This window comes from Sinomicrobium pectinilyticum, from assembly GCF_003725735.1.
Taxonomy (GTDB): domain Bacteria; phylum Bacteroidota; class Bacteroidia; order Flavobacteriales; family Flavobacteriaceae; genus Sinomicrobium; species Sinomicrobium pectinilyticum.
Genome location: NZ_RJTM01000002.1, coordinates 1 through 26,872 on the forward strand (window position 1 = coordinate 1; position 26,872 = coordinate 26,872).

At 44.9% G+C, this 26,872-nt stretch carries 27 protein-coding genes, 1 tRNA gene and 1 pseudogene; 20 read left to right on the plus strand and 9 right to left on the minus strand.

Annotation, left to right across the window (positions count from 1 at the left end; all coding sequences use genetic code 11):
• The first annotated feature begins 737 nt into the window (after positions 1 to 737).
• From idi to ED312_RS00095, 12 genes are all read left to right on the plus strand, one after another.
• Positions 738 to 1,268, plus strand: coding sequence for an isopentenyl-diphosphate Delta-isomerase (idi, locus tag ED312_RS00040; RefSeq protein ID WP_123213946.1), 531 nt, complete (start codon positions 738 to 740; stop codon positions 1,266 to 1,268).
• The gene (locus tag ED312_RS00045) at positions 1,265 to 1,675 is read left to right on the plus strand and encodes a 6-pyruvoyl trahydropterin synthase family protein (protein ID WP_123213947.1); all 411 of its coding nucleotides are present in this window, start codon (positions 1,265 to 1,267) and stop codon (positions 1,673 to 1,675) included. The genes idi and ED312_RS00045 overlap by 4 nt, the downstream gene beginning before the upstream one ends.
• A gap of 55 nt (positions 1,676 to 1,730) precedes the next feature.
• Positions 1,731 to 2,702, plus strand: a complete 972-nt coding sequence (locus tag ED312_RS00050; RefSeq protein WP_123214183.1) for a type I phosphomannose isomerase catalytic subunit — start codon at positions 1,731 to 1,733, stop codon at positions 2,700 to 2,702.
• A gap of 41 nt (positions 2,703 to 2,743) precedes the next feature.
• Positions 2,744 to 3,013, plus strand: a complete 270-nt coding sequence (locus ED312_RS00055) for a hypothetical protein (protein WP_123213948.1) — start codon at positions 2,744 to 2,746, stop codon at positions 3,011 to 3,013.
• A gap of 73 nt (positions 3,014 to 3,086) precedes the next feature.
• A tRNA-Thr gene (locus ED312_RS00060) sits at positions 3,087 to 3,160 on the plus strand.
• 128 nt (positions 3,161 to 3,288) lie between these two features.
• Entirely contained in the window at positions 3,289 to 4,308 is a 1,020-nt protein-coding gene (locus ED312_RS00065) for a quinone-dependent dihydroorotate dehydrogenase (protein WP_123213949.1), read from the plus strand.
• Positions 4,309 to 4,399: 91 nt separating this feature from the next.
• Positions 4,400 to 5,065, plus strand: coding sequence for an HAD family hydrolase (locus ED312_RS00070; protein ID WP_123213950.1), 666 nt, complete (start codon positions 4,400 to 4,402; stop codon positions 5,063 to 5,065).
• Complete coding sequence (locus tag ED312_RS00075; protein WP_123213951.1) at positions 5,058 to 5,921, plus strand: hydroxymethylglutaryl-CoA lyase; 864 nt, start codon at positions 5,058 to 5,060, stop codon at positions 5,919 to 5,921. The genes ED312_RS00070 and ED312_RS00075 overlap by 8 nt, the downstream gene beginning before the upstream one ends.
• Positions 5,922 to 6,904: 983 nt before the next feature.
• Positions 6,905 to 8,380 carry an IMP dehydrogenase gene (guaB, locus tag ED312_RS00080; protein WP_123213952.1) on the plus strand — a complete coding sequence of 492 codons (1,476 nt, stop codon included), beginning with the start codon at positions 6,905 to 6,907 and terminating at the stop codon, positions 8,378 to 8,380.
• Positions 8,381 to 8,607: 227 nt separating this feature from the next.
• Positions 8,608 to 9,471, plus strand: coding sequence for a peptidyl-prolyl cis-trans isomerase (locus tag ED312_RS00085; RefSeq protein ID WP_123213953.1), 864 nt, complete (start codon positions 8,608 to 8,610; stop codon positions 9,469 to 9,471).
• On the plus strand, positions 9,455 to 10,951 hold the full coding sequence (locus ED312_RS00090) for a peptidylprolyl isomerase (RefSeq protein ID WP_123214184.1): 1,497 nt from the start codon (positions 9,455 to 9,457) through the stop codon (positions 10,949 to 10,951). The genes ED312_RS00085 and ED312_RS00090 overlap by 17 nt, the downstream gene beginning before the upstream one ends.
• An 81-nt stretch (positions 10,952 to 11,032) precedes the next feature.
• Positions 11,033 to 11,986 carry an AAA family ATPase gene (locus tag ED312_RS00095; RefSeq protein WP_123213954.1) on the plus strand — a complete coding sequence of 318 codons (954 nt, stop codon included), beginning with the start codon at positions 11,033 to 11,035 and terminating at the stop codon, positions 11,984 to 11,986.
• Positions 11,987 to 12,219: 233 nt separating this feature from the next.
• Here ED312_RS00095 and aqpZ read toward each other — a convergent pair.
• A pseudogene (gene aqpZ / locus ED312_RS00100) lies at positions 12,220 to 12,924 on the minus strand (aquaporin Z); the annotation flags it as partial.
• A 336-nt stretch (positions 12,925 to 13,260) separates the two neighbouring features.
• Between aqpZ and ED312_RS00105 the strand changes: the two are divergent.
• Positions 13,261 to 13,491: a DUF3820 family protein gene (locus ED312_RS00105; protein ID WP_123213956.1), complete on the plus strand. Its 231-nt coding sequence runs from the start codon at positions 13,261 to 13,263 to the stop codon at positions 13,489 to 13,491.
• 142 nt (positions 13,492 to 13,633) lie between these two features.
• On the opposite strand, the gene ED312_RS00110 is transcribed toward ED312_RS00105, so the two are convergent.
• Positions 13,634 to 13,951 carry a CCC motif membrane protein gene (locus tag ED312_RS00110; RefSeq protein WP_123213957.1) on the minus strand — a complete coding sequence of 106 codons (318 nt, stop codon included), beginning with the start codon at positions 13,949 to 13,951 and terminating at the stop codon, positions 13,634 to 13,636.
• Between the two features lie 15 nt (positions 13,952 to 13,966).
• On the minus strand, positions 13,967 to 14,245 hold the full coding sequence (locus ED312_RS00115) for a DUF2752 domain-containing protein (protein ID WP_240642962.1): 279 nt from the start codon (positions 14,243 to 14,245) through the stop codon (positions 13,967 to 13,969).
• A gap of 61 nt (positions 14,246 to 14,306) precedes the next feature.
• Here ED312_RS00115 and ED312_RS00120 point away from each other — a divergent pair, with 61 nt between their 5' ends.
• A complete protein-coding gene (locus ED312_RS00120; RefSeq protein WP_123213959.1) occupies positions 14,307 to 14,552 on the plus strand; it encodes a hypothetical protein in 246 nt (81 codons plus the stop codon).
• A gap of 20 nt (positions 14,553 to 14,572) precedes the next feature.
• A complete protein-coding gene (locus ED312_RS00125; RefSeq protein WP_123213960.1) occupies positions 14,573 to 15,121 on the plus strand; it encodes a Smr/MutS family protein in 549 nt (182 codons plus the stop codon).
• A 205-nt stretch (positions 15,122 to 15,326) separates the two neighbouring features.
• On the opposite strand, the gene ED312_RS00130 is transcribed toward ED312_RS00125, so the two are convergent.
• Positions 15,327 to 16,250 (minus strand): VOC family protein, encoded by a 924-nt coding sequence (locus ED312_RS00130; protein ID WP_123213961.1) that lies wholly within the window; start codon positions 16,248 to 16,250, stop codon positions 15,327 to 15,329.
• A 464-nt stretch (positions 16,251 to 16,714) separates the two neighbouring features.
• Between ED312_RS00130 and ED312_RS00140 the strand changes: the two genes are divergently transcribed.
• The gene (locus ED312_RS00140; protein ID WP_123213963.1) at positions 16,715 to 17,647 is read left to right on the plus strand and encodes a peptidylprolyl isomerase; all 933 of its coding nucleotides are present in this window, start codon (positions 16,715 to 16,717) and stop codon (positions 17,645 to 17,647) included.
• 74 nt (positions 17,648 to 17,721) lie between these two features.
• On the opposite strand, the gene ED312_RS00145 is transcribed toward ED312_RS00140, so the two are convergent.
• Positions 17,722 to 18,363 carry a peroxiredoxin gene (locus ED312_RS00145; RefSeq protein ID WP_123213964.1) on the minus strand — a complete coding sequence of 214 codons (642 nt, stop codon included), beginning with the start codon at positions 18,361 to 18,363 and terminating at the stop codon, positions 17,722 to 17,724.
• A gap of 447 nt (positions 18,364 to 18,810) precedes the next feature.
• Here ED312_RS00145 and ED312_RS00150 point away from each other — a divergent pair, with 447 nt between their 5' ends.
• Positions 18,811 to 19,344, plus strand: coding sequence for a YfiT family bacillithiol transferase (locus ED312_RS00150; protein WP_123213965.1), 534 nt, complete (start codon positions 18,811 to 18,813; stop codon positions 19,342 to 19,344).
• A 32-nt stretch (positions 19,345 to 19,376) separates the two neighbouring features.
• Here ED312_RS00150 and ED312_RS00155 read toward each other — a convergent pair whose 3' ends face one another.
• Positions 19,377 to 19,934 carry a thioredoxin family protein gene (locus ED312_RS00155; RefSeq protein WP_123213966.1) on the minus strand — a complete coding sequence of 186 codons (558 nt, stop codon included), beginning with the start codon at positions 19,932 to 19,934 and terminating at the stop codon, positions 19,377 to 19,379.
• A 445-nt stretch (positions 19,935 to 20,379) separates the two neighbouring features.
• Between ED312_RS00155 and ED312_RS00160 the strand changes: the two genes are divergently transcribed.
• From ED312_RS00160 to ED312_RS00170, 3 genes are all read left to right on the plus strand, one after another.
• Positions 20,380 to 20,844 (plus strand): Mpo1 family 2-hydroxy fatty acid dioxygenase, encoded by a 465-nt coding sequence (locus ED312_RS00160; RefSeq protein ID WP_123213967.1) that lies wholly within the window; start codon positions 20,380 to 20,382, stop codon positions 20,842 to 20,844.
• A gap of 67 nt (positions 20,845 to 20,911) precedes the next feature.
• Entirely contained in the window at positions 20,912 to 21,214 is a 303-nt protein-coding gene (locus ED312_RS00165; protein ID WP_123213968.1) for a phosphoribosylpyrophosphate synthetase, read from the plus strand.
• A gap of 331 nt (positions 21,215 to 21,545) precedes the next feature.
• Positions 21,546 to 21,884: a tRNA-binding protein gene (locus tag ED312_RS00170; protein WP_123213969.1), complete on the plus strand. Its 339-nt coding sequence runs from the start codon at positions 21,546 to 21,548 to the stop codon at positions 21,882 to 21,884.
• 111 nt (positions 21,885 to 21,995) lie between these two features.
• On the opposite strand, the gene ED312_RS00175 is transcribed toward ED312_RS00170, so the two are convergent.
• The 3 genes from ED312_RS00175 to ED312_RS00185 form a co-directional block, all read right to left on the minus strand.
• Entirely contained in the window at positions 21,996 to 24,506 is a 2,511-nt protein-coding gene (locus tag ED312_RS00175) for a M14 family zinc carboxypeptidase (RefSeq protein ID WP_123213970.1), read from the minus strand.
• An 85-nt stretch (positions 24,507 to 24,591) separates the two neighbouring features.
• Entirely contained in the window at positions 24,592 to 24,963 is a 372-nt protein-coding gene (locus ED312_RS00180; RefSeq protein WP_123213971.1) for a PUR family DNA/RNA-binding protein, read from the minus strand.
• Between the two features lie 82 nt (positions 24,964 to 25,045).
• Positions 25,046 to 26,803 carry an ABC transporter ATP-binding protein gene (locus ED312_RS00185; RefSeq protein WP_123213972.1) on the minus strand — a complete coding sequence of 586 codons (1,758 nt, stop codon included), beginning with the start codon at positions 26,801 to 26,803 and terminating at the stop codon, positions 25,046 to 25,048.
• Positions 26,804 to 26,872: the final 69 nt, after the last annotated feature.

The following is a 26,872-nucleotide window of genomic DNA, read 5'->3' on the forward strand; positions in this document are numbered from 1 at the left end:
AATTCGGTTGACCGCTAAAGGGAATGGTTTAGCGGCTAAAGGAATTCGGTTGACCGCTAAAGGGAATGGTTTAGCGGCTGACTCAAACCGGTTCGGTGTAAACGTAATCCCTTAAATGGTAAAAAACAGGTCCCGGATCATCCGACGGGAAATACGGGACACCGGTCCGGCGGCAAAGGCAGGTGTGTTTTTTACCGGAAGGCCGATAGTGGTGCCATCACTTTCCAACCTTTTGATTTGCAGTCCGGGGGTGGTTTAGTTTTTCTCATTAAAAATCATCCCTTACAGGACAAGCCGTTTAACACAGTAAGGGCAGGAATAATTACCTCTGTACATGAAGCTGCTTGACGGACGGAAGCAAGACATTCAGGGCGTTGTGCCGGGATACCAGCCCTTAGAATACAATTCCTTAATAATGCGGATTAAAGGCTGAAATTAAACTTTTATAGCCTTCAGGCGGATATACTTTTTTGCAAGTTAGTTGCTGGTTATTGAGTTTATAGGTATTGCCTAAATAACTCAGTAACTCAATAATCTGATAACCCGACGGAAAAATCACAATGGATTGATCTTTAGCCTAAACAAAAATCCGATCCTTAACTCTCATTAATAGCCAAAAACCAGTTTCATTACCTGCCGGGACCCATAGACTTTAAAAAGTGTCCGTGAATTCATTATGACGGCTGGTATGGGTTTTGTATTTTTGACTCCTTGTTAAACAGAACAAAAAGCTACACATGCAGGAAGAAAAGGTCATACTGGTAAATGAAAAAGACGAACCGCAGGGATTAATGCCTAAAATGGAAGCCCATGAAAAAGGATTACTGCACAGGGCATTTTCCGTTTTTGTTATGAATGACAAGGGGCAGACCATGATACAGCAAAGAGCAAAGACAAAATATCATTCACCGGGCCTCTGGACCAATACCTGCTGTAGTCACCAGAGAGAAGGAGAAGGTTCCGTAGAAGCCGGTAAAAGACGGCTGATGGAGGAAATGGGATTTACCACCGGCCTCGAGGAAATTTTTTCCTTTATATACAAGGCGCCTTTTGACAACGGATTGACCGAGCATGAATTTGATCATGTGCTGATAGGGAAATACAATGAAACTCCGGACCCTAATCCGGATGAAGTGGCGGACTGGAAGTGGGTTTATCCGGAGGAGGTCAAAAAGGATGTGGAACTTCACCCGGAATTGTATACGGCATGGTTTAAGATTATTTTTGATAAATTTTACGGGCACTTAATGCAAAACGCATCGCTATGAGGGTAAAGGTAAGCAGGAAAGCCCATTTTAATGCAGCACACAAACTGCACAATCCGAAATGGAGCAACGAAAAAAACGAGGAAGTCTACGGCAAATGCAGTAGTCCCAACTATCATGGCCATAATTACGAACTCATCGTAAGCGTTACCGGGGAGGTAGACCCGGAAACCGGATTTGTTATGGACATAAAGGATCTGAAGGACCTGATAGCTGTGGAAATAGAAGATGTCTTTGATCACAAGAACCTCAATCTCGACATTCCCGACTTTGAGGAGCTTAATCCTACTGCCGAACACATTGCGGTGGTGATCTGGAACAAACTGCGCAAGTTCATAAAACCCGATCTGGATCTCGAAGTCGTCCTGTACGAAACTCCCCGGAATTTCGTTACATATACCGGGACCTGAAAACATGAAGGAACCACACAAGATCAGCAACAAAAACACAAACCATATATTACAGATGAAATCGTATCCTATAAAATTTACCCCCATTCTTAAAGAGCGCCTTTGGGGAGGAACCAAGTTACGTGATGTGCTCGGAAAAGAGATCAGCAGCGATATTACCGGGGAAAGCTGGGAACTGTCGGCAGTACCGGGAGATGTTTCCGTAGTGGCCAATGGTCCGTACAAAGATAAAAGCCTTCAGGAACTTATGGATACACATGGTGCGGCATTGCTGGGAGAAAGTGTATTAAGCCGGTTCGGGACCGAATTCCCTATCCTTATCAAGTTTATCGATGCCAAACAGGATTTGTCCATCCAACTGCACCCTAATGATGAGCTGGCAAGAAAAAGACATAACTCTTTCGGAAAAACCGAGATGTGGTACATCATGCAGGCCGATGAAGGGGCCGAACTGATCGTTGGGTTCAACAAAAATGTGACCAAAGAAGAATATACGGCCAATCTGGAAAAAAATACCCTTACCGATATCCTGAATTACGAAAAGGTAAAAGAGGGTGACACTTTTTTTATAAATACAGGAAAAGTACACGCCATAGGAGCGGGGGTATTACTGGCCGAAATACAGCAAACTTCCGACGTAACCTATCGCATCTATGATTTTAACCGCAGGGACAAGGACGGAAATACCCGCGAACTGCATACCGAACAGGCCCTGGATGCTATTGATTATGAAAAGAAAGACGATTTTAAAGTAGCATATACCAAAGAGAAGAACGTGTCCAATACCATGGTGGAATGTCCTTATTTCACTACGAATTATATGGATGTGGAAGGCCATCTCGAACACGATATAACAGGCAGGGACTCTTTTAGTATTTATATGTGTGTGGACGGGGAAGCCGAAATAGCTATAGGGGAAATAACCGAAAAGGTACGGAAGGGAGAAACCGTATTGATCCCGGCAACGACGGAGATGGTTAACCTCATTTCGGATAAAGCCAAACTATTGGAAGTATACATCGGGTAAATTACCGTAAAAAATCTAAATTTGTAAAAAATTAATATATCATGGCAAGTGTTAAGAATCTGAAGAAAGAGATCAATTCTGTTTTGGGAGATATTATAGAAGCGGTATACGTATGGGAAACTGCGACAGATAATAATAATTCCAAAGAGGGAAATGCAATAATTGACGAAGCTATCGACGTTTTTGACGATCTGATCGAAAAAGTGAACGATAAAAGTGTGGAGAACAGAACTGCTCATTTAAAGTCAGTTAACGAGGAATTGGAGACAAAGGCCAATGCGCTGATCGAAAAAGTAAACAAGTTGTCATAATTTTTTTGAAAAAAAGATTGGCAGAAAATAAAATCCATTTTATATTTGCCACCGCTTTTAAGGCATACTTGAGGCCGGCATAGCTCAGTTGGCCAGAGCACGTGATTTGTAATCTCGGGGTCGTGGGTTCGAATCCCTCTGCCGGCTCAAGCAAAACCCTTCGTTTCCGAAGGGTTTTTTTATGGGGTTAATTGAGGATTTCCTGGAGTTGTTCCGGACAAAGACGTGTCATTTTCATCTTTTCACGTATTTTTGCGGCACAAGAATACTGTTTTATGTACAAATCTCTCATCCGTCCCGTTCTTTTTCAGTTCGATCCCGAAAAGGTACATCACTTTACTTTCGCCTTTATAAAAGCGGTAAATAAGATACCCGGTATGCGGGCATTGCTTAAAAGCATATATACGGTTAACGATCCGAGCCTGGAAAGAGAGGTATTCGGTCTGAAATTTAAAAACCCCGTTGGCCTTGCCGCGGGATTTGACAAAGATGCCAGGCTGTTCAACGAACTTTCGGGTTTTGGATTCGGATTTATCGAAATCGGGACCCTGACCCCGAAACCCCAGCCCGGAAACCCGCGCAGGCGATTGTTCCGCTTACGTGCCGACACCGCCATTGTAAACAGGATGGGATTTAATAACGGAGGAGTGGAAGAGGCCGTAAAATGTCTCAGGAAAAACAAGGGCGTCCTGGTGGGGGGGAATATAGGTAAAAACAAAGTAACACCCAACGAAGATGCTGCGGAAGATTACCGTATATGTTTTGAAGCCCTTTACGATTATGTCGACTATTTTGTCGTGAACGTCAGCTCACCGAATACACCCAACCTGAGGGCCTTGCAGGATAAGGAGCCCCTGAAAAAACTACTGAGCAGTTTACAAGACCATAAACTACAGGCTACCGGGAAAAAACCGGTATTACTGAAAATAGCTCCCGATCTTACCGAGGGACAACTCAGAGATATTGTCCATATCGTGGAAGAGACCGGTATTGCCGGAGTAATAGCTACCAATACTACCATTTCCCGGGAAGGCTTAAGGTCTCCTGAGAAGGAAGAGGTAGGGGGACTGAGCGGAAAACCGCTGAAAGACCGTTCTACGGAGGTCATACGGTTTCTGAATAGGGAAAGCAAAGGCAGTTTCCCCATCATAGGCGTGGGAGGTATACATTCTCCCGGCGATGCCCTGGAAAAACTGGAAGCAGGGGCCAGTCTGGTCCAGGTCTACACGGGTTTCATATACGAAGGCCCCGGACTGGTAAAACGGATAAACAAAGGACTGCTCCGCAAATTGTAAAATTGGCTTCTGCCCCCGGAACAGGATTGTTGTATACGGTAAGCCGTGATAAACTAACCCAAATTGTTTACATTTGAATAAAATAAGACCTATGCAAAAACATGTTATTTTCGATATGGACGGTGTACTTGTGGATAGCGAGCCCGTTCATATGCAAATACTGGAAGAAGTGCTGGCGGGGATCGGGGTGGAAGTGACCAGGGAATACCATTTTACCCTTGTGGGAATGGGCGCATTAATGATCTGGGAAAAACTCAAAAAGGATTTCGGCCTTAACGGTGATCCCCGGGATCTTCTGGAGGCACATAAAGCATATTTTTTCCAGGTTATACACAACAGGGAAATTCCGTTGACCAATGGAATTTCCGAATTGCTCGACCGTTTGAAATTGGAAGGCTATAACCTTTCCCTGGGGTCCTCTTCTCCGGTTAAGCTCATCGATATTTTTATGGAAAAGGTAAACCTCAGGAGTTATTTTGATCATGTTGTAAGTAGTGAACATGTAGCCAACGGAAAACCTTTCCCGGACATTTTTCTGAGAATATCCGAGTTATATGATATTTCTCCCGATAAATTTGTGGTGATCGAGGACAGTAAGAACGGGGTCCGTGCAGCCCGGTCCGCAGGGATGCAATGTATAGGATACAGGAACATGAATTCGGGGAACCAGGATCTCTCCGCAGCCAATCTCTTGATTTATGATTTCCGTGAACTTACCACTGAGAAAATGGATATGTTTTACCTGGTGAATGAATAGAGTAAAGCTCATAGAATGTCCGCGGGATGCCATGCAGGGTATCCGGGCCTTTATACCTACAGCTGAAAAAGCGGCGTATATACAGTCCCTGTTGCGTGTGGGGTTCGACACTATAGATTTCGGGAGTTTTGTTTCCCCTAAGGCCATTCCGCAAATGGCGGATACGGCGGAAGTCCTGGGTGCCCTGGACCTTTCGGGGACAAAGAGCAAGTTGTTGGCTATCGTGGCTAATGTCCGTGGGGCAGAGGATGCTGTGCTCCATCCGGAAATTCATTACCTGGGCTATCCTTTCTCTATCTCCGAAAACTTCCAGATGCGTAATACCCACAAGACTATTGCGGAATCTACTGTTTTTTTACAGGAAATACTGGATATTGCCCATAAGGCCGGTAAAGAAGTGGTAGCCTATCTTTCCATGGGCTTCGGGAACCCTTACGGGGACCCCTGGAATGTGGAAATTGTTGCGGAGTGGACGGAAAAACTTTCCGCAATGGGAGTAAAGATATTATCCCTGTCCGATACCGTTGGCAGTTCTACCCCCGACGTCATCCGCTATCTGTTTTCCAACCTTATTCCGGCTTACCCGGACATAGAATTCGGTGCGCATTTGCATACTACTCCCGCTTCCTGGTACGAAAAAGCAGATGCGGCATACAAATCCGGATGCCTCAGGTTTGACGGGGCCATACAGGGGTTCGGCGGTTGTCCCATGGCCAAGGACGAACTTACCGGTAATATGCCCACAGAAAAAATGTTTTCTTATTTTACTGCTGAAAAAGCAGACACGGGGCTTTCTCCGATGAGTTTTGAAAGTGCCTATAATGAAGCGACCAGGATCTTTGGTGCCTATTTCTGATTTCATCGCTGCATATGGCCGTCAGGATTTCCCTCCTCAGGAGACCGAAGAGGCGGCTCCGGGAGCAATCGGTGTCTTTGCGGAACGGTTGTCCCGCTCATTCTGCTTGTTTTTTCCGCCTTCCACTCCGGGCAGACAGCAGTAGAAGTACAAACTCTTTTCTTTTTGCCGGAATTACTTTAGCGTGAATAATGGATAAGTATAAAGCATTGATAAACAGATGCTATATTAGTGATGATTTAGATATTTCCCAATGCCATAACTGAAAAGCGTCTCCCGATATCGGGAGCGAACCCTGCCAAAAGCTGGGTGCGGCAATCTCATGAGGCAGGCAGCATACTTCCAATAGTATGCGCATACCTGCCAGGAGACTGCCACCCCCTCACTATCGTTCGGTGTCGCAGTGACGATATTTTTATTTTAAATAATTGATAATGATATTATTGACAAACATTTTAAACATTATTCACGTTACTTTAATGAAAAGGATGGTATTGCTTTCTAGTTTACGGAATAACATATTTTATGTTTAAAATAAAAAATGGCCTTTAATCCCCCAGGGCAAACGCATTATAATGGAGTAATTTCATTTAAGGTTAAAAGCTTAAGGGGTATTTCCGGTTCTTGATAAGTTCGGAGTTGGTTAGTCAGGGAGTTGAAACGGAAACCTTCACTATAAAATTCCAGAACTCCCAAACTTAGTTTCCATCATCAGTTTACAACAAAACACTATAAATCACCAATTCTCCCGGTCTCTGAGCCCTTCAGCAAGCTCAGGATACCCGCCGGATGGGCAGAAACTAAAGCCGAAGGGCAGATTACAGGTTAGACTGGAACCTGGAACCTGAAACCTGAAACCTGAAACCTGTAACCTGAAACCTGTAACCATTAAACATTGCAATTATAGTTTTTTTAATACGTTTCCCCTATTTAATCCCCAAATTTGACGTATATTTGCGTGCAACTAATTTATAAGTTGCGCCATGAAAGCTCATAGTTCAAAAATTGTAGGAGAGGGGTTGACGTATGATGATGTCCTTCTTGTTCCGGCTTATTCGGAAGTCTTACCCAGAGAGGTCAATATCCAGACCAAATTCACTAAAAACATAACGATCAATGTACCTATAGTTTCCGCTGCGATGGATACTGTTACGGAATCGGCAATGGCCATTGCCATAGCGCGGGAGGGCGGTATAGGTGTATTGCATAAAAATATGACAGCCGAGCAGCAGGCTCTCGAAGTTCGTAAGGTAAAGCGGGCGGAAAGCGGAATGATCATCGACCCGGTGACTCTGCCGCTTACGGCAAAAGTAGTCGATGCAAAGAAAAACATGGCCGAACACAGTATTGGAGGGATACCTATTGTCGATGACGAAGGTTATCTCAAAGGGATTGTGACCAACAGGGACCTGCGGTTCGAGAAAAACAACAACAGGCCGATAGTGGAGGTGATGACTTCCGGCAACCTGGTAACTGTAGGAGAAGGTACTTCTTTGGCAGATGCCGAAGGGATACTACAGGAGAACAAGATTGAGAAATTACCTGTAGTAAATTCGGAAAACAAGCTCGTAGGGCTTATTACGTTCAGGGATATCACCAAGCTTACCCAAAAACCCATAGCCAATAAAGACAAGTACGGCAGGCTTCGCGTGGCTGCCGCAATAGGAGTTACGGGAGATGCCGTAGAACGCGCCGAAGCATTGGTAAATGCCGGGGTCGATGCCATAATAATAGATACCGCCCACGGTCATACCAGGGGAGTGGTAAGTGTACTTAAAGAAGTTAAAAGAACATATCCCGAACTCGATGTTGTGGTGGGAAATATCGCTACCGCAGAAGCGGCCAGGTACCTGGTGGAGAATGGTGCGGATGCCGTAAAGGTAGGGATTGGCCCGGGATCTATCTGTACAACCCGTGTCGTGGCCGGGGTAGGGTTCCCGCAATTTTCGGCAGTGCTGGAAGTAGCCTCCGGTATTAAAGGTTCGGGTGTACCTGTAATAGCCGACGGAGGTGTCCGGTATACCGGGGATATCCCGAAAGCCATTGCTGCAGGAGCAGATTGTGTAATGCTCGGATCACTGCTTGCCGGGACCAAAGAGTCCCCGGGAGAAACCATTATTTACGAAGGCAGAAAATTCAAGAGTTACAGGGGAATGGGATCTGTTGAAGCCATGAAGCAGGGAAGTAAGGACCGTTATTTCCAGGATGTGGAAGATGATATTAAAAAACTCGTGCCGGAAGGTATTGTTGGCCGGGTGCCCTACAAAGGAGAACTGGTGGAGAGTATGCACCAGTTTATAGGCGGTCTCCGTGCAGGTATGGGATATTGCGGTGCCAAAGATATAGAGACCCTTAAAGAAACCGGGCAGTTCGTTAAAATTACCGCCTCGGGTATCAACGAAAGCCATCCTCATGATGTGGCTATAACCAAAGAGGCCCCTAATTACAGCAGGAGGTAATAGTGCTGCAGGTTCCAGGTTGCAGGTTGCAAGTTTGATGACGTACACCGGTCTAACCTGCAACCTGTAACCACAAACTACATAAATCTTTGTTAAACGTCCGGGCCCTGACTTGCGATATTTTATCGAATTACTATTTTTGTTTGCCCTCGAATAATACCAGGAAAAAACCGATATATGCCTGTTGCCCCCTGGCGAAGGACCGTGGGGGACTAAAAAGAGGTTTGATGTTAAGAAAAAGTATAATTGGTTTAATAATAGTTCTCAACCTGGGAGCCTGTTCGTATTTCCGTAGCGATGAAACAGTAGATGCGGTAGCCAGGGTAGGGGACAGTTACCTGTATAAAAAAGACCTGTCGGGAATTTACGGAGAGAATATGTCCCGCGAAGACAGCCTGGTAGTGAAGAATAATTTTGTGAATAACTGGGCGATGAGACAGCTTTTCATGGAAAAGGCAAAGATAAACCTGCCGGAAGAACAGCTGAGGGAGTTTGAGAAACTTATCGAAGAATACAAAACCGACCTGTATACCACAACCTATAAAGAAGCACTGGTAAACAGCGCTATGGATACGGCAGTGACCGATGCGGAAGTAGAGTCTTTTTACAATAATACCGAGGACAATTTTAAACTGAATGAAGAATTGTGGCGTTTTCGCTACATAGAGGTCAGCCCGGATTTTGAAAAGCTTGCCGAGGTCCGGGAAAAATTCAGGAGATTCGGAGAAACCGATAAGGCCGAACTCGAGGAGATGGCCATACAGTTCAAATCCTATTCCCTGGAGGATTCTATCTGGGTGAAGACCTCCCAGATTTTTCAAAAGATTCCCCTTCTGGGTAACGAGGAAAATGAAAAAAACATAAAAAAATCGAATTTTATTGAATTAACAGACTCATTAGGGGTATATTTGGTCTATATTAACGATATTTTGCATCGCCACGATAATGCCCCGATGTCGTATATCAAACCTACTATTAAACAGATATTGCTGAATCGTAAGAAACTGGAATTCCTGAGGAAACTGGAAAAAGAAATAATGGATGAGGCAGTCAGAAAAAAGAAATTTCAAACCTATGAATCGGATAAGTAAGATTGTTGCAGGAATTGCTATTTGTATGCTGCAACCGGGATGGGCACAGGAAAATGCGAATGAAACGAAGGAAACTACCGGAACTGTGGAAACAATAAGCACAGAGATGCCGCAGGACAGCACTGCGGTGAGCCAGGTAAGTGAAGCAGCACCGAAAGAAATTTCCGAAAGTAGACCGACCCCCGGCGAAAAAGTGAAAGTAGACGGGGTGGTATCCGTAGTGGGGGATTACATTATCCTGGAATCGGATATAGACAAGAGTTATATAGATCTGCAGAATCAGGGGGTGTCTATAAAAGATATCAGCCGTTGCCAGCTGCTTGGTAAACTCATGGAAGACAAGTTGTATGCGCACCAGGCCGTACAGGACAGCCTGGAGGTGTCCGATAAACAGATCTTGGCACAGACGGAACAGCAGCTTAATTACCTGGTAAGCCAGGTAGGTACGATGGAAAACCTGTTGGCGTACTATAAGAAATCGGATGAAGAAAGTTTCAAGGAAGAACTTTTCCAGATCAATAAAATACGGGTACTGGCCGAAAACATGCAGAGCAAGGTGGTGGATGAAATAGAGATCACACCCGAAGAGGTAAGGCAGTGGTATAACAATATCCCGGAAGAAGAACGTCCGGTTTTCGGTGCCGAACTGGAAATAGCGCAAATAGTAAAAGAGCCTGAAGTTCCCGAAGAGGAAAAGCAGAAAGTGGTAAACAGGCTGCGGGAGATGAAGAGGGATATCGAAGAGAACGGCGCCAGCTTTGCCACCAAGGCCATCCTGTACTCCAAAGACCCCGGGTCGAGCACCAAGGGAGGTTTTTACCATGTGACCAAGCACACCGGCTTTGCCAAAGAATTTATGGACGTAGCGTATAGCCTCCGTGAAGGAGAAATATCCGATCCTTTTGAGACGAATTTCGGATGGCATATTATAAAAATAGATAAAATAAGGGGGCAGGAACTCGATCTGAGACATATCCTCCTCATGCCCGAAATACCACAGGATGCATTGGATAAAACCAAAAAAGAACTGGAAGAAGTGCGGGAAAAGATCATCAACGGAGAAGTTTCTTTTGCAGATGCCGCAAGAGAGTATTCCGATGAGAAGGAAACCAAGTTCGAAGGCGGACAATTGCGTAACCCCAGTAACATGGATACCCGTTTTGAACTGACCAAGCTGGACCCGACGCTCTATAACCAGGTGCGTAATCTGGAAACCGGGGAAGTATCACAGGTTTATAAAGAAGAAGACCCCAAAAGTCCCGGGCGCATCACCTTTAAAATACTTAAGGTAACCAACAAGTATGAAGATCACAAAGCGGATTACGTCAAAGATTACCTGAAGATCAAGGAACTGGCACTGAAAGAAAAACAGATAAAGGCCATCAGGGAGTGGATGGAGAAAACCATTGAGGATACCTATATTATGGTGAACTCCGATTATAAGGACTGCGATTTCTCTAATAAATGGGTTAAAAATTAAACCGTTCCCGGCATATCTACCCGGTATGCCGGTTTTTATATTGAACTTATCAGAAAATAAATACCTCAAATCCGAAACTTTATGTCTGACGTTTCCGCGCTGAAATCCCTGGTAGAAAAATATCTTGAGCTCAAAAAGGAAATAGCCAAAGTAATCATAGGTCAGGAAGCGGTCATAGAAGAAATACTGCTGGCCATATATTCCGGCGGACATGCCCTGCTGATAGGTGTGCCCGGGCTGGCAAAGACATTGATGATCCACACTATAGCCGATGCACTGGGACTGGACTTTAAACGGATCCAGTTTACGCCGGACCTGATGCCGAGTGACATTCTGGGAAGCGAGATCCTCGATGCCAACCGGGAATTCAGGTTTATAAAAGGACCTGTATTTGCAAATATTATCCTTGCGGACGAAATAAACCGTACACCTCCCAAAACCCAGGCTGCCCTGTTGGAAGCGATGCAGGAAAGAGCGGTTACGGTGGCGGGATACAATTATAAAATGAGCCTTCCGTACTTTGTACTCGCTACACAAAACCCCATTGAACAGGAAGGCACCTATCCTTTACCCGAAGCACAACTGGACAGGTTTATGTTTGCCATAGAACTGGGATACCCTACTTTTGAAGAAGAGGTAAATGTTGTAAAATCCACTACGATAGATAAAGAAGTAAAAGTAACTCCCATGTTCACTGCAAAAGAAATTGTGGATATTCAGCATCTGGTACGCAGGATACCTGTGGCAGACAACGTTGTGGAATATGCGGTGCGTTTGGTGGGTAAAACAAGGCCCAACAGCGGACAGTCAGCTAAAATTGTAGATGAGTATGTAGACTGGGGGGCAGGGCCGCGGGCTTCGCAAAACCTTGTCCTGGCGGCAAAAGCGCATGCGGCGGTCCGTGGAAAGTTCTCTCCCGATATAGAGAACATACAGGCCGTAGCCAACGGAGTTCTCCGCCACAGGGTCATAAAAAACTACAAGGCCGAAGCCGAAAATGTCTCTGTTGAAGATATTATCAAAGCATTACTTTAATCTCATTAAATTGGGTCTAATTCCCTAACACCTGTCCTTAGTTTATCGAAGGGCTCTGCATCGAAATGAGCTAAGGTTTGGCTCGTTTGAATACCTCGCATCCCCATAATTATCGGGATTGCCTCGAGGTAGTTGATTCTTTTTTGAATTTCCTCCCCGGGCCGGGAGCAAAAAAGATATACCTGTCACACATTTATGACAGGTATATGGAAAATTTTATATTGTTCAGTTTACTATTGATAAGGTGCCGAAGTCGTTTCCTTCTCCTGGAAAAAACGGTAAACGATCCCTGCCAGTATAGCACCCGCCACAGGAGCGGCAATAAACAACCACAGTTGCTGTAACGCCCAGTCACCTACAAATATGGCCTGGCTTATACTGCGCGCCGGATTTACCGAAGTGTTGGTGACCGGAATGCTGATAAGGTGTATAAGGGTAAGCGCCAGCCCGATGGCCATACCGGCAAAGCCCGAAGGTGCTCTTTTATCTGTTACCCCGAGGATAATGATAAGAAACATAAAAGTCATTACCACTTCCGTAAGCAGGGCAGCTCCCATGCTGTAACCGCCCGGAGAATGTTCTCCGTACCCGTTGGCTGCAAAATTCCCTATTTCACTACCATTTCCTGTAGCAATGACATAAAGAATGCCCGCCGCAACCAGCCCACCAAGTATTTGGGCGATAATGTAGGGAAACAGGTCGCGTACGCCAAAACGCCCGCCCATCCATAAGCCAATGGATACGGCAGGGTTCAGGTGCGCCCCGGAGATGTGCCCCAGGCCATAGGCAATGGTCAGTACCGTAAGGCCAAAAGCCAGTGCTACCCCGAGTAGGCCGATTCCCAGTTCCGGGAAAGCCGCTGCAAGTACCGCACTTCCGCAACCTCCCAGTACCAACCAGAAGGTGCCGATAAATTCTGCTAAAAATTTTTTCATAAAATAATCAGTTTTTAAGGCCGAGAAGCCTTGTTATACATAAAGGCATTTGTTTTATTGCCCGGCAATAACAACGTGTTACACAATTTTGACACAGTTATTTACTGCCGCGGTGTACATGAAAAAATATTTATCTCTTTCGGAGATAAGTGAAATGTGGGGTGGTAATGAAAAAAATAATTATATCAAATTTAACTAAACTACCGAAATATTGTTAAGGTTGTGAGAAAATTTTCATGTACATGGATAAAATGTATGGAAACAGGGACGAATTCCCAGGTATAAATACCCTTTTTGTGCGAATGGTTTACTTTTGTAAAAGACAAACAAACATGTGCTATGGAAATGCAATATAACCGGGAATTCCTGGTAAAACTCGCCAGGGCCAAAATGCCTTTCGGGAAATATAAAGACACTTATATTACCGATCTCCCGGAGCCTTACCTGGTCTGGTTTAAACAAAAAGGTTTTCCGGGCGGGACCCTGGGAAAACAACTGGAAGCTATGCTGGAGATAAAAATTAACGGGTTGGAAAACCTTGTCAGGACCATACGGCAACAGGGCTTTTAAAAGCCGTATACATGTCAAAGGCCGGACTTTAACCCGGCCTTTGATGTATTATTAGGATTGGCCCCGGACTTTTCGAATACGATCCGTCATCCCTTCAAACGGATAAGCGGAATGCGCAACTGGTCCGAAACACCTTACTGTTTTAAAACTGGTAACCCTCCTGCATCTGGTATTGCTCCATGATACCATCTATACCGTATATCGCAATAACTACAATGGTATAAATAAGATAAGCTATATTGAGAACAATACCCACAATGGCAATAATCCTTCCCGTTTTTATACTGTTGTAGTTGTCGTAAAGTTCGGGTTCGGCTTTGTATATGTTAATGGATTTATTAGCCAGTACAAGAGCAATGATCGCAGGGATAACCCCTATCCCGCCAATACAGCAGCAGAGCAGTGATCCTATACTTAAAATGAGGATGAGTGCGGCGTTAGGTAATTTTTGTTGTTCCATATTTTTAAAGTTAAGTTACAAGAATTTCAGGATGTAATTGCCCATTATAAATAACACACTTATAATGGCAAGACCCGTGGTGATTGCGGAGAAGTTTTTTCTCTTCCATAGGATACCTGCCAGAAGGAAGGCGGATAACAATAACAACGGATAAATGGCCGGGTACATTTTAAATGCCCCTGCAAAATCACCTTCGAATAATAAGGCTGCGGAACGTTGCAGTCCGCATCCGGGACAGTCAAATCCCAGAATCCGCCTGTTGATACAAGGCAACATATATTTTTCCGCGTCCAAAATCGATGAAGTATTTGTCTATCAGAATCTAAATTAATATTATTTTTGAGAAAAAGTAAGGATGAACAGTAAAAATCGCCCCGTATTGTATGTAATCTGTATTGTTATAGGAGGATTACTGGTCTTTATAGGACAGGATGCGGAAGAGAACAAGGAGATACCCTATGTAATGATACTGGGCTTCGTATTGCTCATGTTCGGGCTTTACAAGGCAACTACGGGATGGGTAAAGGACAATCCCCGGGAAGATAACAGGCCGGAAGATAACGGGCAGGACGAACGGGAAGATGATACCCGCGACAATTAAAGAGATTACAACTGATACAAATGAAGGGTATAAAGACAGGAGACAGGGTAGAGACCATAGACGATTCCTTAAAGGGAAAAGTAGTGGCTGTCCGCGACCGGGTGCTGCATATTCTTACTGACGAAGGATTTGAGTTGCAGTTATTCCCGGAAGAGGTCATTAAAATAAACGACGCTTCCCTGTTACATGAAACCTCGGCAGATGCTGATAAATACCTCGCCGAGAAAGCATCTTATAAACGACGGGTGAAGATGAGGGCGAGGCCTAAAGAACGCGATGCCCCTAAAATGGAGGTCGATCTTCATATCCATAAGCTGGTGCCTTCTACCCGGGGAATGACCAATCATGATATGCTTACCCTGCAACTGGACACAGCCAGGCGGCAACTGGAATTTGCCATACGGAAGCGTATTCAGAAAGTGGTCTTTATCCACGGAGTGGGGGAAGGTATACTGAAAATGGAACTTGAATACCTCTTTGGCAGATATGAAAATATTAAATTTTACGAAGCCGATTACCAAAAGTACGGTCTGGGAGCTACGGAAGTATACATTTTTCAGAATGCGTAATACACCTTCCGGTTATGCCGGAAACGGCTGGCCCCGAAAACAGTTCGAATTACGGGCTTAAGATTTCACCCTGATTTCCGGAAAAGTATGGTTCGGGGCACCGGGTTATTTAGGCCATGCCCCTGAACCCAGTAACCGGGTAACTAAAGAGCAATTTCATTGCTTTCGGGCAGTAGAGGTCTGGTTTTTAATAAGGATAAGACCTTTAAACAGGCTTATAAGCATCCTCCAGCTTTTGCAGGTCTATTTTTTTCATTTGTAAGAGGGCCTGCATAAGCCTGTCGGATTGCTTTTCATCTGCGTTTTGAAGCATTTCCGAAACAGCTTCCGGAACAATCTGCCAGGAAAGTCCGAATTTGTCTTTGAGCCATCCGCAAGCCTGTGCTTTTTCGTCTCCGCCTTCGGTGAGACAGCCCCAGTAATAATCCGTTTCCTCCTGATCTTTGCAGTTTACGATAAAAGAGACTGCTTCGTTAAAGGAAAAATCGTGTTGGCCAGGTCCGTCCATGATCATAAATTTTTCCCCGAGTAAATGAAACTGGGCGTGTTTCACAGCACCTTCCGGGGCTTCTTCCCCGGCCTCATATTTAAGTATACCATCGATTTCCGAAGGCGTGAATATTCCGGTATAATGATATATGGCCGTTTCGGCCAGCCCCATATTTTTATTGACAAATAAAAGACAGGGAGCTATCTTTTGGCCCACATCCGCTATATTGCCAAGGCTGATCTGCCAGGTGAGGCTATAACGGTCCTGAATAAAACCGTATCTTTTACTCCAGGGATAGGTGTTCAGCGGCATAAGAATATTGCCGTTTTCCGATAATTTTTGCCACAGTTCGTCCACTTCCGTTTCCGTTTCGCAGGTAACGAAAAAAGATACCGACGGGTTTGGTTTGAACTGCGGCCCCCCGTTAATGGCCACAAACTTATAATGCTCTATCTCAAATTCCACGGTCATTACCGACCCTGCCGGTTTTCCGTGAAATTCGAAACCTTCTTTACCGTATCTTGTCGTTCTTCCCGTTCCCGAATTTTTAAATATCGAAATGTAAAAAGCCGCGGCATCTTCTGCTTCATTGTCAAACCAGAGACCAGGAACGATTTTCTGTGTTTTTGTATTTTTCATAATGTGGTGTTTATGTTGTCAGACTTAGAAACTGTTTAAATTTTGTTTTTGGAATATTTTATAGTGTATTTTTTCGTCAGATGAAGGTATTTTGAGGTGCATAGCCATAGCTACGGATCGAAAAATACCTGAAATATGGCGGAAAAAGACGCGTAAAAGAACCAAAGGATAAAACTTAAACAGTTTCTTACAGTAAAGATAATAGATAACGGATTTATTTCCGGGGGGATACATGACGTTTTGCAGGGGAGAACGGGACAAATGTTCCCCGGATGCGGATTAAGGCTGCTTCCGGTTACTTTTTTTCCTGCCCGAAGGGGGTTCAGGTGTGATTTCAGCTTTTGTCCGTCCCCGAAAGCCTGGAGCCGGACCCGGAAATAAGGGTACGGACTGCGCCGAGTTTCTGGCCGGGGACTCGCAAAAATATGTTTATATTTGTGACTTATCCAAAAAAACAGATTAGCATGCAAAACGGTATTTATGCAAAATTTAATACCTCCAGGGGAGAAATTCTCGTGAAGTTAACCCACGACAAGACCCCCGGGACGGTAGGTAACTTTGTAGGTCTGGCGGAAGGAAAGCTCGAAAACAAGGCAAGGCCTCAGGGGCAACCGTATTACGACGGACTTACATTTCATCGGGTGATCCCCGATTTTGTTATACAGGGAGGATGTCCCGAGGGAACCGGCTCCGGTGGCCCGGGTTATCAGTTTGACGATGAATTCCACCCCGATTTAAAACATTACGGCCCCGGAGTACTTTCTATGGCAAATGCAGGTCCCGGCACCAATGGCAGCCAGTTTTTTATAACACATGTGGAAACCGCATGGCTGGATGGTAAACATACGGTATTCGGATTTGTCGAAAGCGGACAGGATGTAGTAGATGCCGTCCGCCAGGGAGACCTGATAGAAAGCGTGGAAATAGTAAGGGTAGGCGAAGAGGCTGAAAAATGGGACGCCGTCGGGGAATTCCGGAAATTTGAGGCAGCCAAGGAACAACGCCTTGCGGAAGAAAAACAAAAGACGGAAGATACCCTGAAAAAATTGACAGAAGGCTTCGACCGGACGGGAAGCGGCCTGTGGTACAAAATACTGGAAAAGGGCAACGGAGATAAAGCCGTAAAAGGGAAAACGGTTTCCGTGCACTATGAAGGCATGCTCATGGACGGCAGTGTTTTCGATTCTTCCTACAAAAGAAATCAGCCGATAGATTTCCGGTTAGGTGCCGGCCAGGTAATTTCCGGCTGGGAAGAAGGTATAGAACTACTGAACACCGGCGATAAGGCACGGCTTGTAATTCCGCCGGAACTGGCTTACGGAAGCCGGGGGGCAGGTGGGGTGATTCCGCCTAATGCTACCCTGGTTTTTGATGTGGAACTGGTGAAAATAAGCTAAATCCCCGAAATGGTTTAACAGGAAATAAAAAGGAGCGGTTTTAGGCCGCTCCTTTTCTGATTGAAACTAACTAACTAATTCAGGTTGGGCTGGGGAGTTAGCCGGAGGTAAGGCTTTACTTCCCTGAACCCTTTGGTGAATATACCGGTAGCCTCCTCGTTGGAAACGGAAGGGACAATGACCACTTCATCTCCGTGTTTCCAGTTTGCGGGCGTGGCCACCTTATGATATTGTGTGAGCTGGAGCGAATCGATAACCCGGAGCAGTTCGTCAAAATTCCTGCCTGTCGATGCCGGGTAGGTGATCATCAGTTTTATGGTTTTATCCGGTCCTATGATGTATACGGAACGTACGGTTGCCGTTGCACTTGCATTAGGGTGTATCATGTCGTAAAGGGTGGCTATTTTCCTGTCCTCATCCGCAATGATAGGGAAGTTTACCGACGTGTTCTGGGTTTCGTTAATATCCTTGATCCACCCTTTGTGCGATTCTACACCGTCTACACTTAATGCCAGTACCTTTACATTCCTCTTGTCAAACTCGGCTTTGTATTTTGCAGCCGCACCAAGTTCTGTGGTACAAACCGGGGTATAATCTGCCGGGTGAGAGAATAAGATTCCCCATCCGTCTCCCAGATATTCATAAAAATCGATCTCCCCTTCGGAGGTCTGTGCTTTAAAGTTGGGAGCTTTGTCTCCTAATCGTATTGTGCTCATATCTTCGTTCTTTTTATTAAACTATTTAGCCTATAAAGTTACTAGAGTAAAATGGAAAAAAGAAATTTTCCCTGTAAAATATTTGTTAATGCCAAAAGAAGGAGTGGATATTGCCAGGGCAAACGCATTATATACGGGAGGAGTGGTAATTGGTAAGAAGTAAGAGTGTTACATTCGGGTTTGAGGAGTCCTGATATATCGGGATGGAGTCGGGGGGATTGTTCTTTTGTTACAAGTTATAAGTTACAAGTTACAAGTTGCAGGTTTGGGTTCTGAGCCCAGAAAGTAAACCTGCAACCTGGAATTCTAAACGTTGCAATTATTAGTTTTTTTTGAATCCGTTTTCCCTGTGGATATTGCTAATATTTGTACGGGATCATTTTTTCGGATTAATAGCCCGGTACTCTGCAAATAACTTTTTAATTTTGAGAGTTATAAGGAACAGCTATGGAAAAATTACAATACCCGATCGGGAAGTTTGCCGCCCCGGTACATATAGGCCAAGAAGAAACAGCGGCCTGGACCGCAGTGCTGGAAACTTTTCCGGGGCGACTGGAAAAACTGGTAAAGGAATTGACAGATACACAACTGGATACCCCTTACCGGCCGGGCGGATGGACGGTCCGCCAGGTGGTACATCACCTGTATGACAGTCATACCAACAGTTATGTCCGTTTTAAATGGACATTAACCGAAGACTCGCCGGTTATAAAAGCGTATTTTGAAGATCGCTGGGCAGAACTGCCCGATACGAAATCTGCCCCCGTAACATTGGCATTAGACGGTTTAAGGGCACTGCACGCCAAATGGGTTTACCTGCTTAACGGGCTGGAGGAAAGTGATCTGCAAAGAACATTTATTCACCCGGCAGGTAACAGGAAGGTCACATTGGCCGAAAATATCGGTATTTATGCCTGGCATTGCAATCATCATTACATGCATATCCGGAATCTGCTCGAGAGAAACGGATGGCTTTCCTGATCCGGGACCGGTACAACTTTTTGTGGAAAATATTATTTCTTCCATTTTATATTACACCCGATGCTCGGTTTTTGTATTTCCGGGACTTTCTCTCCCTTTAAAAGGGCATCGAGGGCCGCCCTCATATCCTTTCCCGTTACGGGGATTCCGTTTCCCGGCCGGGAATCGTCCAGCTGTCCCCGGTAAACAAGTTGGAGGGCCTTGTCAAAAATGTAAAAGTCCGGGGTGCATGCCGCGTCATAGGCTTTCGCCGTTTCTTGTGTTTCATCGTACAGATACGGGAACGGAAAGCCTTGTTCCCGGGCATTTTCTGCCATGAGCCCGGGAGCGTCATCCGGATAATTCTCTGCATCGTTACTGGAGACAGCGGCAAAGCCGATCCCTTTCCCCCCGTAATCCGTGGCAAGCCTCGTGATCTCCGGATTCACGTGCTTTACAAACGGGCAGTGATTGCAGATGAACATGATTACCGTGGCTGTTTCTCCCCGTATATCCGAAAGGGAAATATTTTTTCCGGAAACAGTATCCGGCAGGTCGAATTCCGGTGCCCTGGTCCCCAGGGCGAGCATATTGCTGGGTGTTCTTGCCATGATTTGTCAGATTTTTGTTAGAAATGACTTTTCCATAAGGTAATAAGCCTTACGTAATAAGAGGACCGAAGTTACGAATTTGTGCTTTTCAGGGCAAACGTATCCGGAATTGATGTGCAGGTTTTTAGTTATCGCACGGAGGTTCACAGAGCGGGCGCAAAGATCCGCAAAATGTAACTATTCGCATACCTCTGCGTTTTCTTTGCGTATCCCTGCGTAATAACTTCTTACCGTGGTTATCCGCAGGAGGTCAAGTCTGCTTTTTGAAGATGCTCTAATCCCTTCCGGCAGTTTTCCTTTGATATTTTATATGTGCAGAGCAGGGATAATTGAAAATATCGTAAATTGTAGTGGCTTACTCACTAAGTGTCCCGGTAATTATCGGGATTGCCCCGAGGTAGTTGACTTAAAAATATTGATATGTTACCTATAAACAATTCCGATTATGAAAACATTGCAACAATGGTTCGACGATTATGCCGTTAGCCACCAGAACAAGACCAACAAGAAGATCCATTACATTTGTGTGCCGGCCATCTTTTTTTCCATAGTGGGTTTGCTGATGAGTATTCCGGCCGGTCTGCCGCAACGAATATGGCCCGGTGAAAATCCGTATGTAGAAAACTGGGCCGTAGTTGTTCTGATCCTGGTTTTGATCTTTTATGCCCGTTTATCCCTTTCCATGGCATTCAAGATACTGTTATTTTCCGCATTGTGTATCATCGTCAATATCTGGATTTCCCGCATTGCCCCCTTATGGCTGGTATCCCTTCTTATTTTTGCCGTTGCATGGGTGGGACAGTTCTATGGGCATAAGATAGAAGGGAAGAAGCCCTCTTTTCTGAAGGACATTCAGTTCCTGCTGATAGGTCCGGCCTGGGTGATACAGAATCTTTTTAAAAAGGCATAGAAAATTATTTGTTTTCCGTGTTATTGTTCGTAATTTTAAAGAAATCGATCTGCCAAATATTTACGCCATGAAGAATGCTTATGATACATTGTCGCAAGCCATTGCGGAACTCAAGGAAGAAGGGTTTACGCAGGATTACAACCTGCGGGACAAAGGCGTGCATAACACCCAGAAAAGCAGTCATATTCCTGCCGAGGATCTCAATGTGCTTAAAATTTATCGCTTCGAAGGTAAATCCAATCCGGATGATAATGCCGTACTGTATGCTATAGAGACCGCAAAAGGAGAAAGAGGGTTGCTGCTGGATGCCTATGGGGTCTATTCCGGCAATATTTCCAAGGAAATGATGGATAAACTTCGTATCCATTAATTGGTTACGGGTAAAGGGCAGAGCCCTGCTCTCGGTAGCTTCGGGATCAGTACGATATTTTGTTATGTGAAAATTTATAGTTCGGTTACCTGGTTAATGTATATTATCAGAGTATTGATCTAATGCCTGTTGTCTTACCAGTTGAATAACTTTATACCCCATCATTAAAGAGCCATTTTATTATTTATAAAAATACGCTGCACCTTTCGGTGCAAAATAGTAGTGGTCTAGTGCCTGCCCGGGCTCTTTTTAAATACTGCAGGCATGCGTTAAATCCTTTGGAATTGGGTATTTCTTGTATTAAGTTTGGTGTTTTTAAACAGACTGACACATGGAAGAAATATCCTGGCAAGATTTTGAAAAGGTAGAAATACGCGTAGGGACTATCGTAGAAGTAAACGATTTCCCCAAAGCCCGGCGGCCTGCATACCAATTGGTCATAGACTTCGGAGAGACCATAGGCCGGAAAAAATCATCGGCACAGATCACTAAAAGATATACGAAAGAAGAGTTGCTGGACCGGCAGGTCGTAGCAGTAGTGAATTTCCCTAAAAAACAGATTGCCAATTTTATGAGCGAGTGCCTTGTGGTAGGTGCCGTCGGAGAGGAAGGGGATGTGGTATTGCTTGCCCCGGATTTTAAAGTAGAGAACGGGCAGAGAATTGCCTGACAGTATTTCTCCGCCCGTTGATAATCCTGAATCAGAGCATGTTTAAAGAGGATTGATTGTAGTGAAAAATAATGATGATTTTAGTCAATTGAATTCTTTTTAAACATGCTCTTACATGAACTCGTGGAAATAAACGGCATTCATAAGTAATTTGTTGGTGCCGAACCAGAAAGCCCGGAAGTTGGTATTGTCGGTAAACAGTATTATTTTTCCTTTGCCCGACTGTTGCACCTTAAACGGTACCGACCCCTTCAGCTGTTCGAGGTTCTCTTCGGAAACGTATCCGCTTACCAGGGGGTTGTCCGTATAGCGGATAGGATTGTTATAGCTTTGCTTGTCCGGTTCCATAAAGATATTGGTATTGCGGAAGAGGGATATACTGTTGTTTTTGTAACCGAAATTTATGGGGTGTGACCGGTCTGTTTCCGCTTTGAATATGGCACCCCCGGTGACCTGTGCTCCGCGGAAATCCTGTTGCTCTTCATAGGTTACATTTTTGGCAACGATATCCGTTTTTCGGAATTCCGTACTTATGAATTCATTCTTTTTCAGCCAGTTTATGGCATTCCGGTAACCGATCAGCGTGCCGCCTTTTTTCACCCAGTTCTGTAGTTTTTCCTTGATGTTGTTGTTCAGGTTTCCCCCGGTGTTCGTCAGGATAAAGACATTGTACCTGTCGAGGTCTACACGGCTGAAATAGCTTTCGTCTATTTTGGTGATGGGAATATCGTACCGCTGATCGAACATGTGCCATATTTCCCCGGCATCGTAAGGGGAGATGCCGTTACCGGTAAGGATGGCTACCCGGGGTATTTCGAGAGTGCCGAACTGGCCGCTGCCGAGATCGGTGCCTATTGCGGAGCCGGTACCTACGCCGTGAATATCTATATGTGCTTCCCGTGCTGTTTCCTGTAAAAACGCATAGAGTTCATCACTGCTGATACTCTGGTTGTGTACCGGGATCATAATAGTCCCGTAATCATATTCTTTGCCTTCTATGGAAAAAATGCTTCTGCCTGCTTTTGCGCGGATACCTTTTTGCAATATTTTGTAAAGGGCTTTCGGGGTATAGTATTCATGCCATTCAAAAAGGTATGCGTAATTGCTTTTGGCAGTAACACTGCCTTCCCGAAGGCGAAGATCGGTAATTTCCGCTCCGCTCCGCGACGTGCTTACCGTGGTATAGTCCACATCAAATGCCAAGGGAAAGGTCCATGAGGAGATATCGTAAAAGAGGCTGTCCGTAAACTCGGTGCGGGTCTCGAACATGGCATTGATGATCTTGATATTCTTTTGATTACGGGGAACGACGTAGCTGAACCCTTTTTTATACAGCTTTCCTTTTTCGGTGAAATCTTCGGCGACCTCGTGGATCCTGATCTGGTGCTTTTTTAGTATTTCCGCAAGGTGCCAGGCCTTCGCCGCATCCTTTTCATCGCCGAAAACAATGGCTTTCCCCTTGTTCCCGGCCGCTTCCGAACGGGTGTCTTTATAGAAACCGCGCTGATAGTCCAGGAGTTTCTTCCGCATGTTCCTGGCCGCTTCTAGGGTAGAAAGGGCTGTGGTAAACTGGTTTCTGATGGTAAAAGGAAAAGTGAGGAGCCCGTTCTCACTTTCCTGTACATGGCCCCTGGAGCTGCCCTGTTCGAAGAGAATACCGATACTGCCGTTTATATCCGGGAAGGTAGAACCTTTTCCGTAGTAAAAATCATCGTAGTTCTCTTCCGAAAAATAAAGCGACCCGATATTGTCCAGTGCTTTTACATGGAATTGTGCTATTTCCCTGGTCAGTTCCTGGTTCATTTCCGGGGTCAGGGGATGAACTCTCGAAGGTTCTCCCGGCTGGAAGAAGAACGTGGAGTTCGTTCCCATTTCATGATGGTCGGTGAGGATATTGGGCAACCATTGGTGAAAACTCTTTACCCTCACACGGCTTTCCGGTAACTGCACGGGGAGCCAGTCGCGATTCATATCAAACCAGTAGTGATTGGTTCTTCCGCCCGGCCATACTTCGTGATATTCCCTTTCGTTATTGTCGGGGTTCAGGTTTTTGCTCCGGTTGGTATTGGCCCAGTAGGCAAAACGTTGCAGTCCGTCCGGATTCAAGGCCGGATCAAAGAGTATAACAAGGTTATTTAGCAATTCGTCCATTTCCGGTCCCTGTCCTGCCGCAAGATAGTATGCCACGGCCAGTGCCGCATTGGAGCCGCTCGGTTCGTTACCGTGTATGGAAAATCCCTGGTAGACCACGGCCGGCATATTGTCCGTGCTGAGGTCTTCGCTCCCGGCTTCTGTGAGTTTGATGTGTTCCCGGCGTATGTTTTCAAGGTTCCGGTGGTTTTCCGGAGAGGTGATCACCAGGAGAGGTAAGGGGCGCCCTTCATAAGTGGTACCGCGGTCTTCGATAGTGATCCGGTCTGAAGCTGCGGCGAGCACTTTCATGTATTCGATAAGCTTGTCGTGCGTTACGTGCCATTCGCCGACCTCATGCCCGATAATACTTTGTGGTGTAGGAATGTCCGTACGGTAGGAGATGTTCTGAGGTAAATAATAATTGAGGTTAACAGCTTCCTGCGCATAGGAAAAATGCACAAGCAAAAAGAGTAGTGCTGATTTTTTCATGATTATAACGGTTAGTCGGGAATAAATATAAAAAAACCGCTCCTTTTTAAGGGAACGGTCAGAGATTTTAAATAAGTTTTAACGCTTATATATCGTCAAAACTCAAATCCGTAAAACTTTCGCTGGCAGAGACTTCTCCGTTCGACTCGACTTCTTCTTTTTTAAAGTCTTTCTGGTGACGCTCGGAAATTACTTCTTCTCCTTTTTCGTCTATAACGTAATCGGTCATTTCCCCGAGAATATCCCTAAAGGCATCGAAATCCTCCTTGTACAGATAAATTTTGTGCTTTTTGTAATGGAAAGAACCATCGTCATGTGTGAATTTTTTACTCTCCGTAATAGTTAGGTAGTAATCTCCTGCTTTGGTCTCCCTTACATCAAAGAAATAAGTTCTCCTTCCGGCTCGTAATACTTTCGAGAATATTTCATCTTTCTCTAGTAAATCTTTTTCACTCATAATCCCTCTAATCTTAAAAATTAGTTGTATAGTTAAACAGAACCAAAAATGTGAAAAAAAATGAAATGAAGCAACAAAAAACTCACATTTCTTTTTCCGAAAGCTGGCTCAAATACAGGTCTTTGTAATATCCTTCCGTATTTATAAGTTGATTATGAGTGCCTTGCTGAACAACCGAACCGTTCTCCAGAATAAGGATTTTGTCGGCATTCCTGGCCGAGGAGATTCTGTGGCTTACGATAATAGTTGTTTTTTCTCTTGATACCTTATGGAGGTGTTTCAAAATCTTTTCTTCGGTTTCGGTATCTACCGCCGAAAGGCAATCGTCAAATAAAAATATCTCCGGGTCTTTGATAAGTGCCCTGGCGATGGATACCCGTTGCTTTTGTCCGCCGCTGAGTGTAATACCCCTTTCGCCCAGTACCGTATCGTATTTTTTGGTGAATTTTACAATGTTTTTATGTACTTCCGCCCGCCTGGCAGCATCGATAACCTGCTGGTCGGTGGCATTTGCTTTACCGAATTTGATATTGTTCTTAATGCTGTCCGAAAAGAGGAAGGCTTCCTGGGGTACGGCGCCGATGGCTTTTCTCAGGTCGTGCAGGTTCAGTTCCTTTATCGGGGTATCATCGATACGTATTTCTCCTTCGGCCACATCATACAACCGGCCTATGAGGTCCAGTATGGTCGATTTTCCGGAACCTGTTTTGCCGATGATGGCCAGGGTCTCTCCCCGGTTGAGCGTAAAGGACAGATTGTTCAGTGCGGTTATATTGGTGTCTTCATAAGTAAATGACACATTCCGAAATTCGATTTTTCCGTGAATGGGTGTGGGGGCAGGATTGCTGTTTTGTATTTGGGGTACCGTATTGAGGAACTCGTTGATCCGTTTCTGGGATGCTTCCGCCCGCTGTACCGTTGAAGTTACCCAGCCTACAATAGCTACGGGCCAGGTAAGCATGGCAATATAAATAATAAATTCCGCGATAATCCCCACCGTTTCGATCTCGCCGTTTATATACTGGTTACCCCCAACATATATGGCAATGGTACTGCTTATCCCGATGAGCAGGGTCATCAGTGGCATAAACCATGCCTCTACCCGGGCCAGGTCCAGGCTTTTTTTTCTCCCGTCTTCCGCAAGGACTTCGGATTCCCGGTTGATGCGGGGCTCTATGTTATAGGCCTTTATCACAAAGATACCGGAGAAAGTTTCCTGCGAAAAAGTAGACAAGGTTGACAGATATTGCTGTACCACGGTACTCTTTTTATGAATAACCCTGCTTATCCTGTAAATAAGGAAGGAAAGGAAGGGGAGTGGTATCAGGCAGTAAAAAGCCATCGTAGGCGATTTGTAAAACATAATGGGGATAACACATAGAAAAAGGGTCAGGGTCTGTATGCTGTACATAACTGCCGGCCCGGCATACATACGTACCTGGTTGACATCTTCACTGATACGGTTCATCAGGTCGCCCGTCCGGTTCTTTTTGTAAAAATTAAGCGATAGTTTTTCGTAGTGCCGGAATATCTCGTTCTTCAGGTCGTATTCTATATAACGGGATATGTTGATAATGGTCTGCCGCATCAGGAAAGTGAAAAAGGCAGAAAGTAAAGTAGAACCGACAATAATGAGAATATAGGTGAGCAGCGTGGACTGCAAAGCGGCCTTATCCGCATTTTCGGCGGATAAAAAATCCTCGACGGCAGCGATAGATTTACTGATATAAGGCGGCATAACCAGCGAAAATATCCTGGCTATGATAGTGATAATGACGCCGATAAGGAGTTTTGCCTTATATTTTTTAAAGTATTTGTTAATGTATTTTAATTCCTTCATAAAATATCAAAAAGAACAGTTGTTTTGTTAAATCGTCATTTTAAAGTGCTTGTTTTTAAGATATCGTCA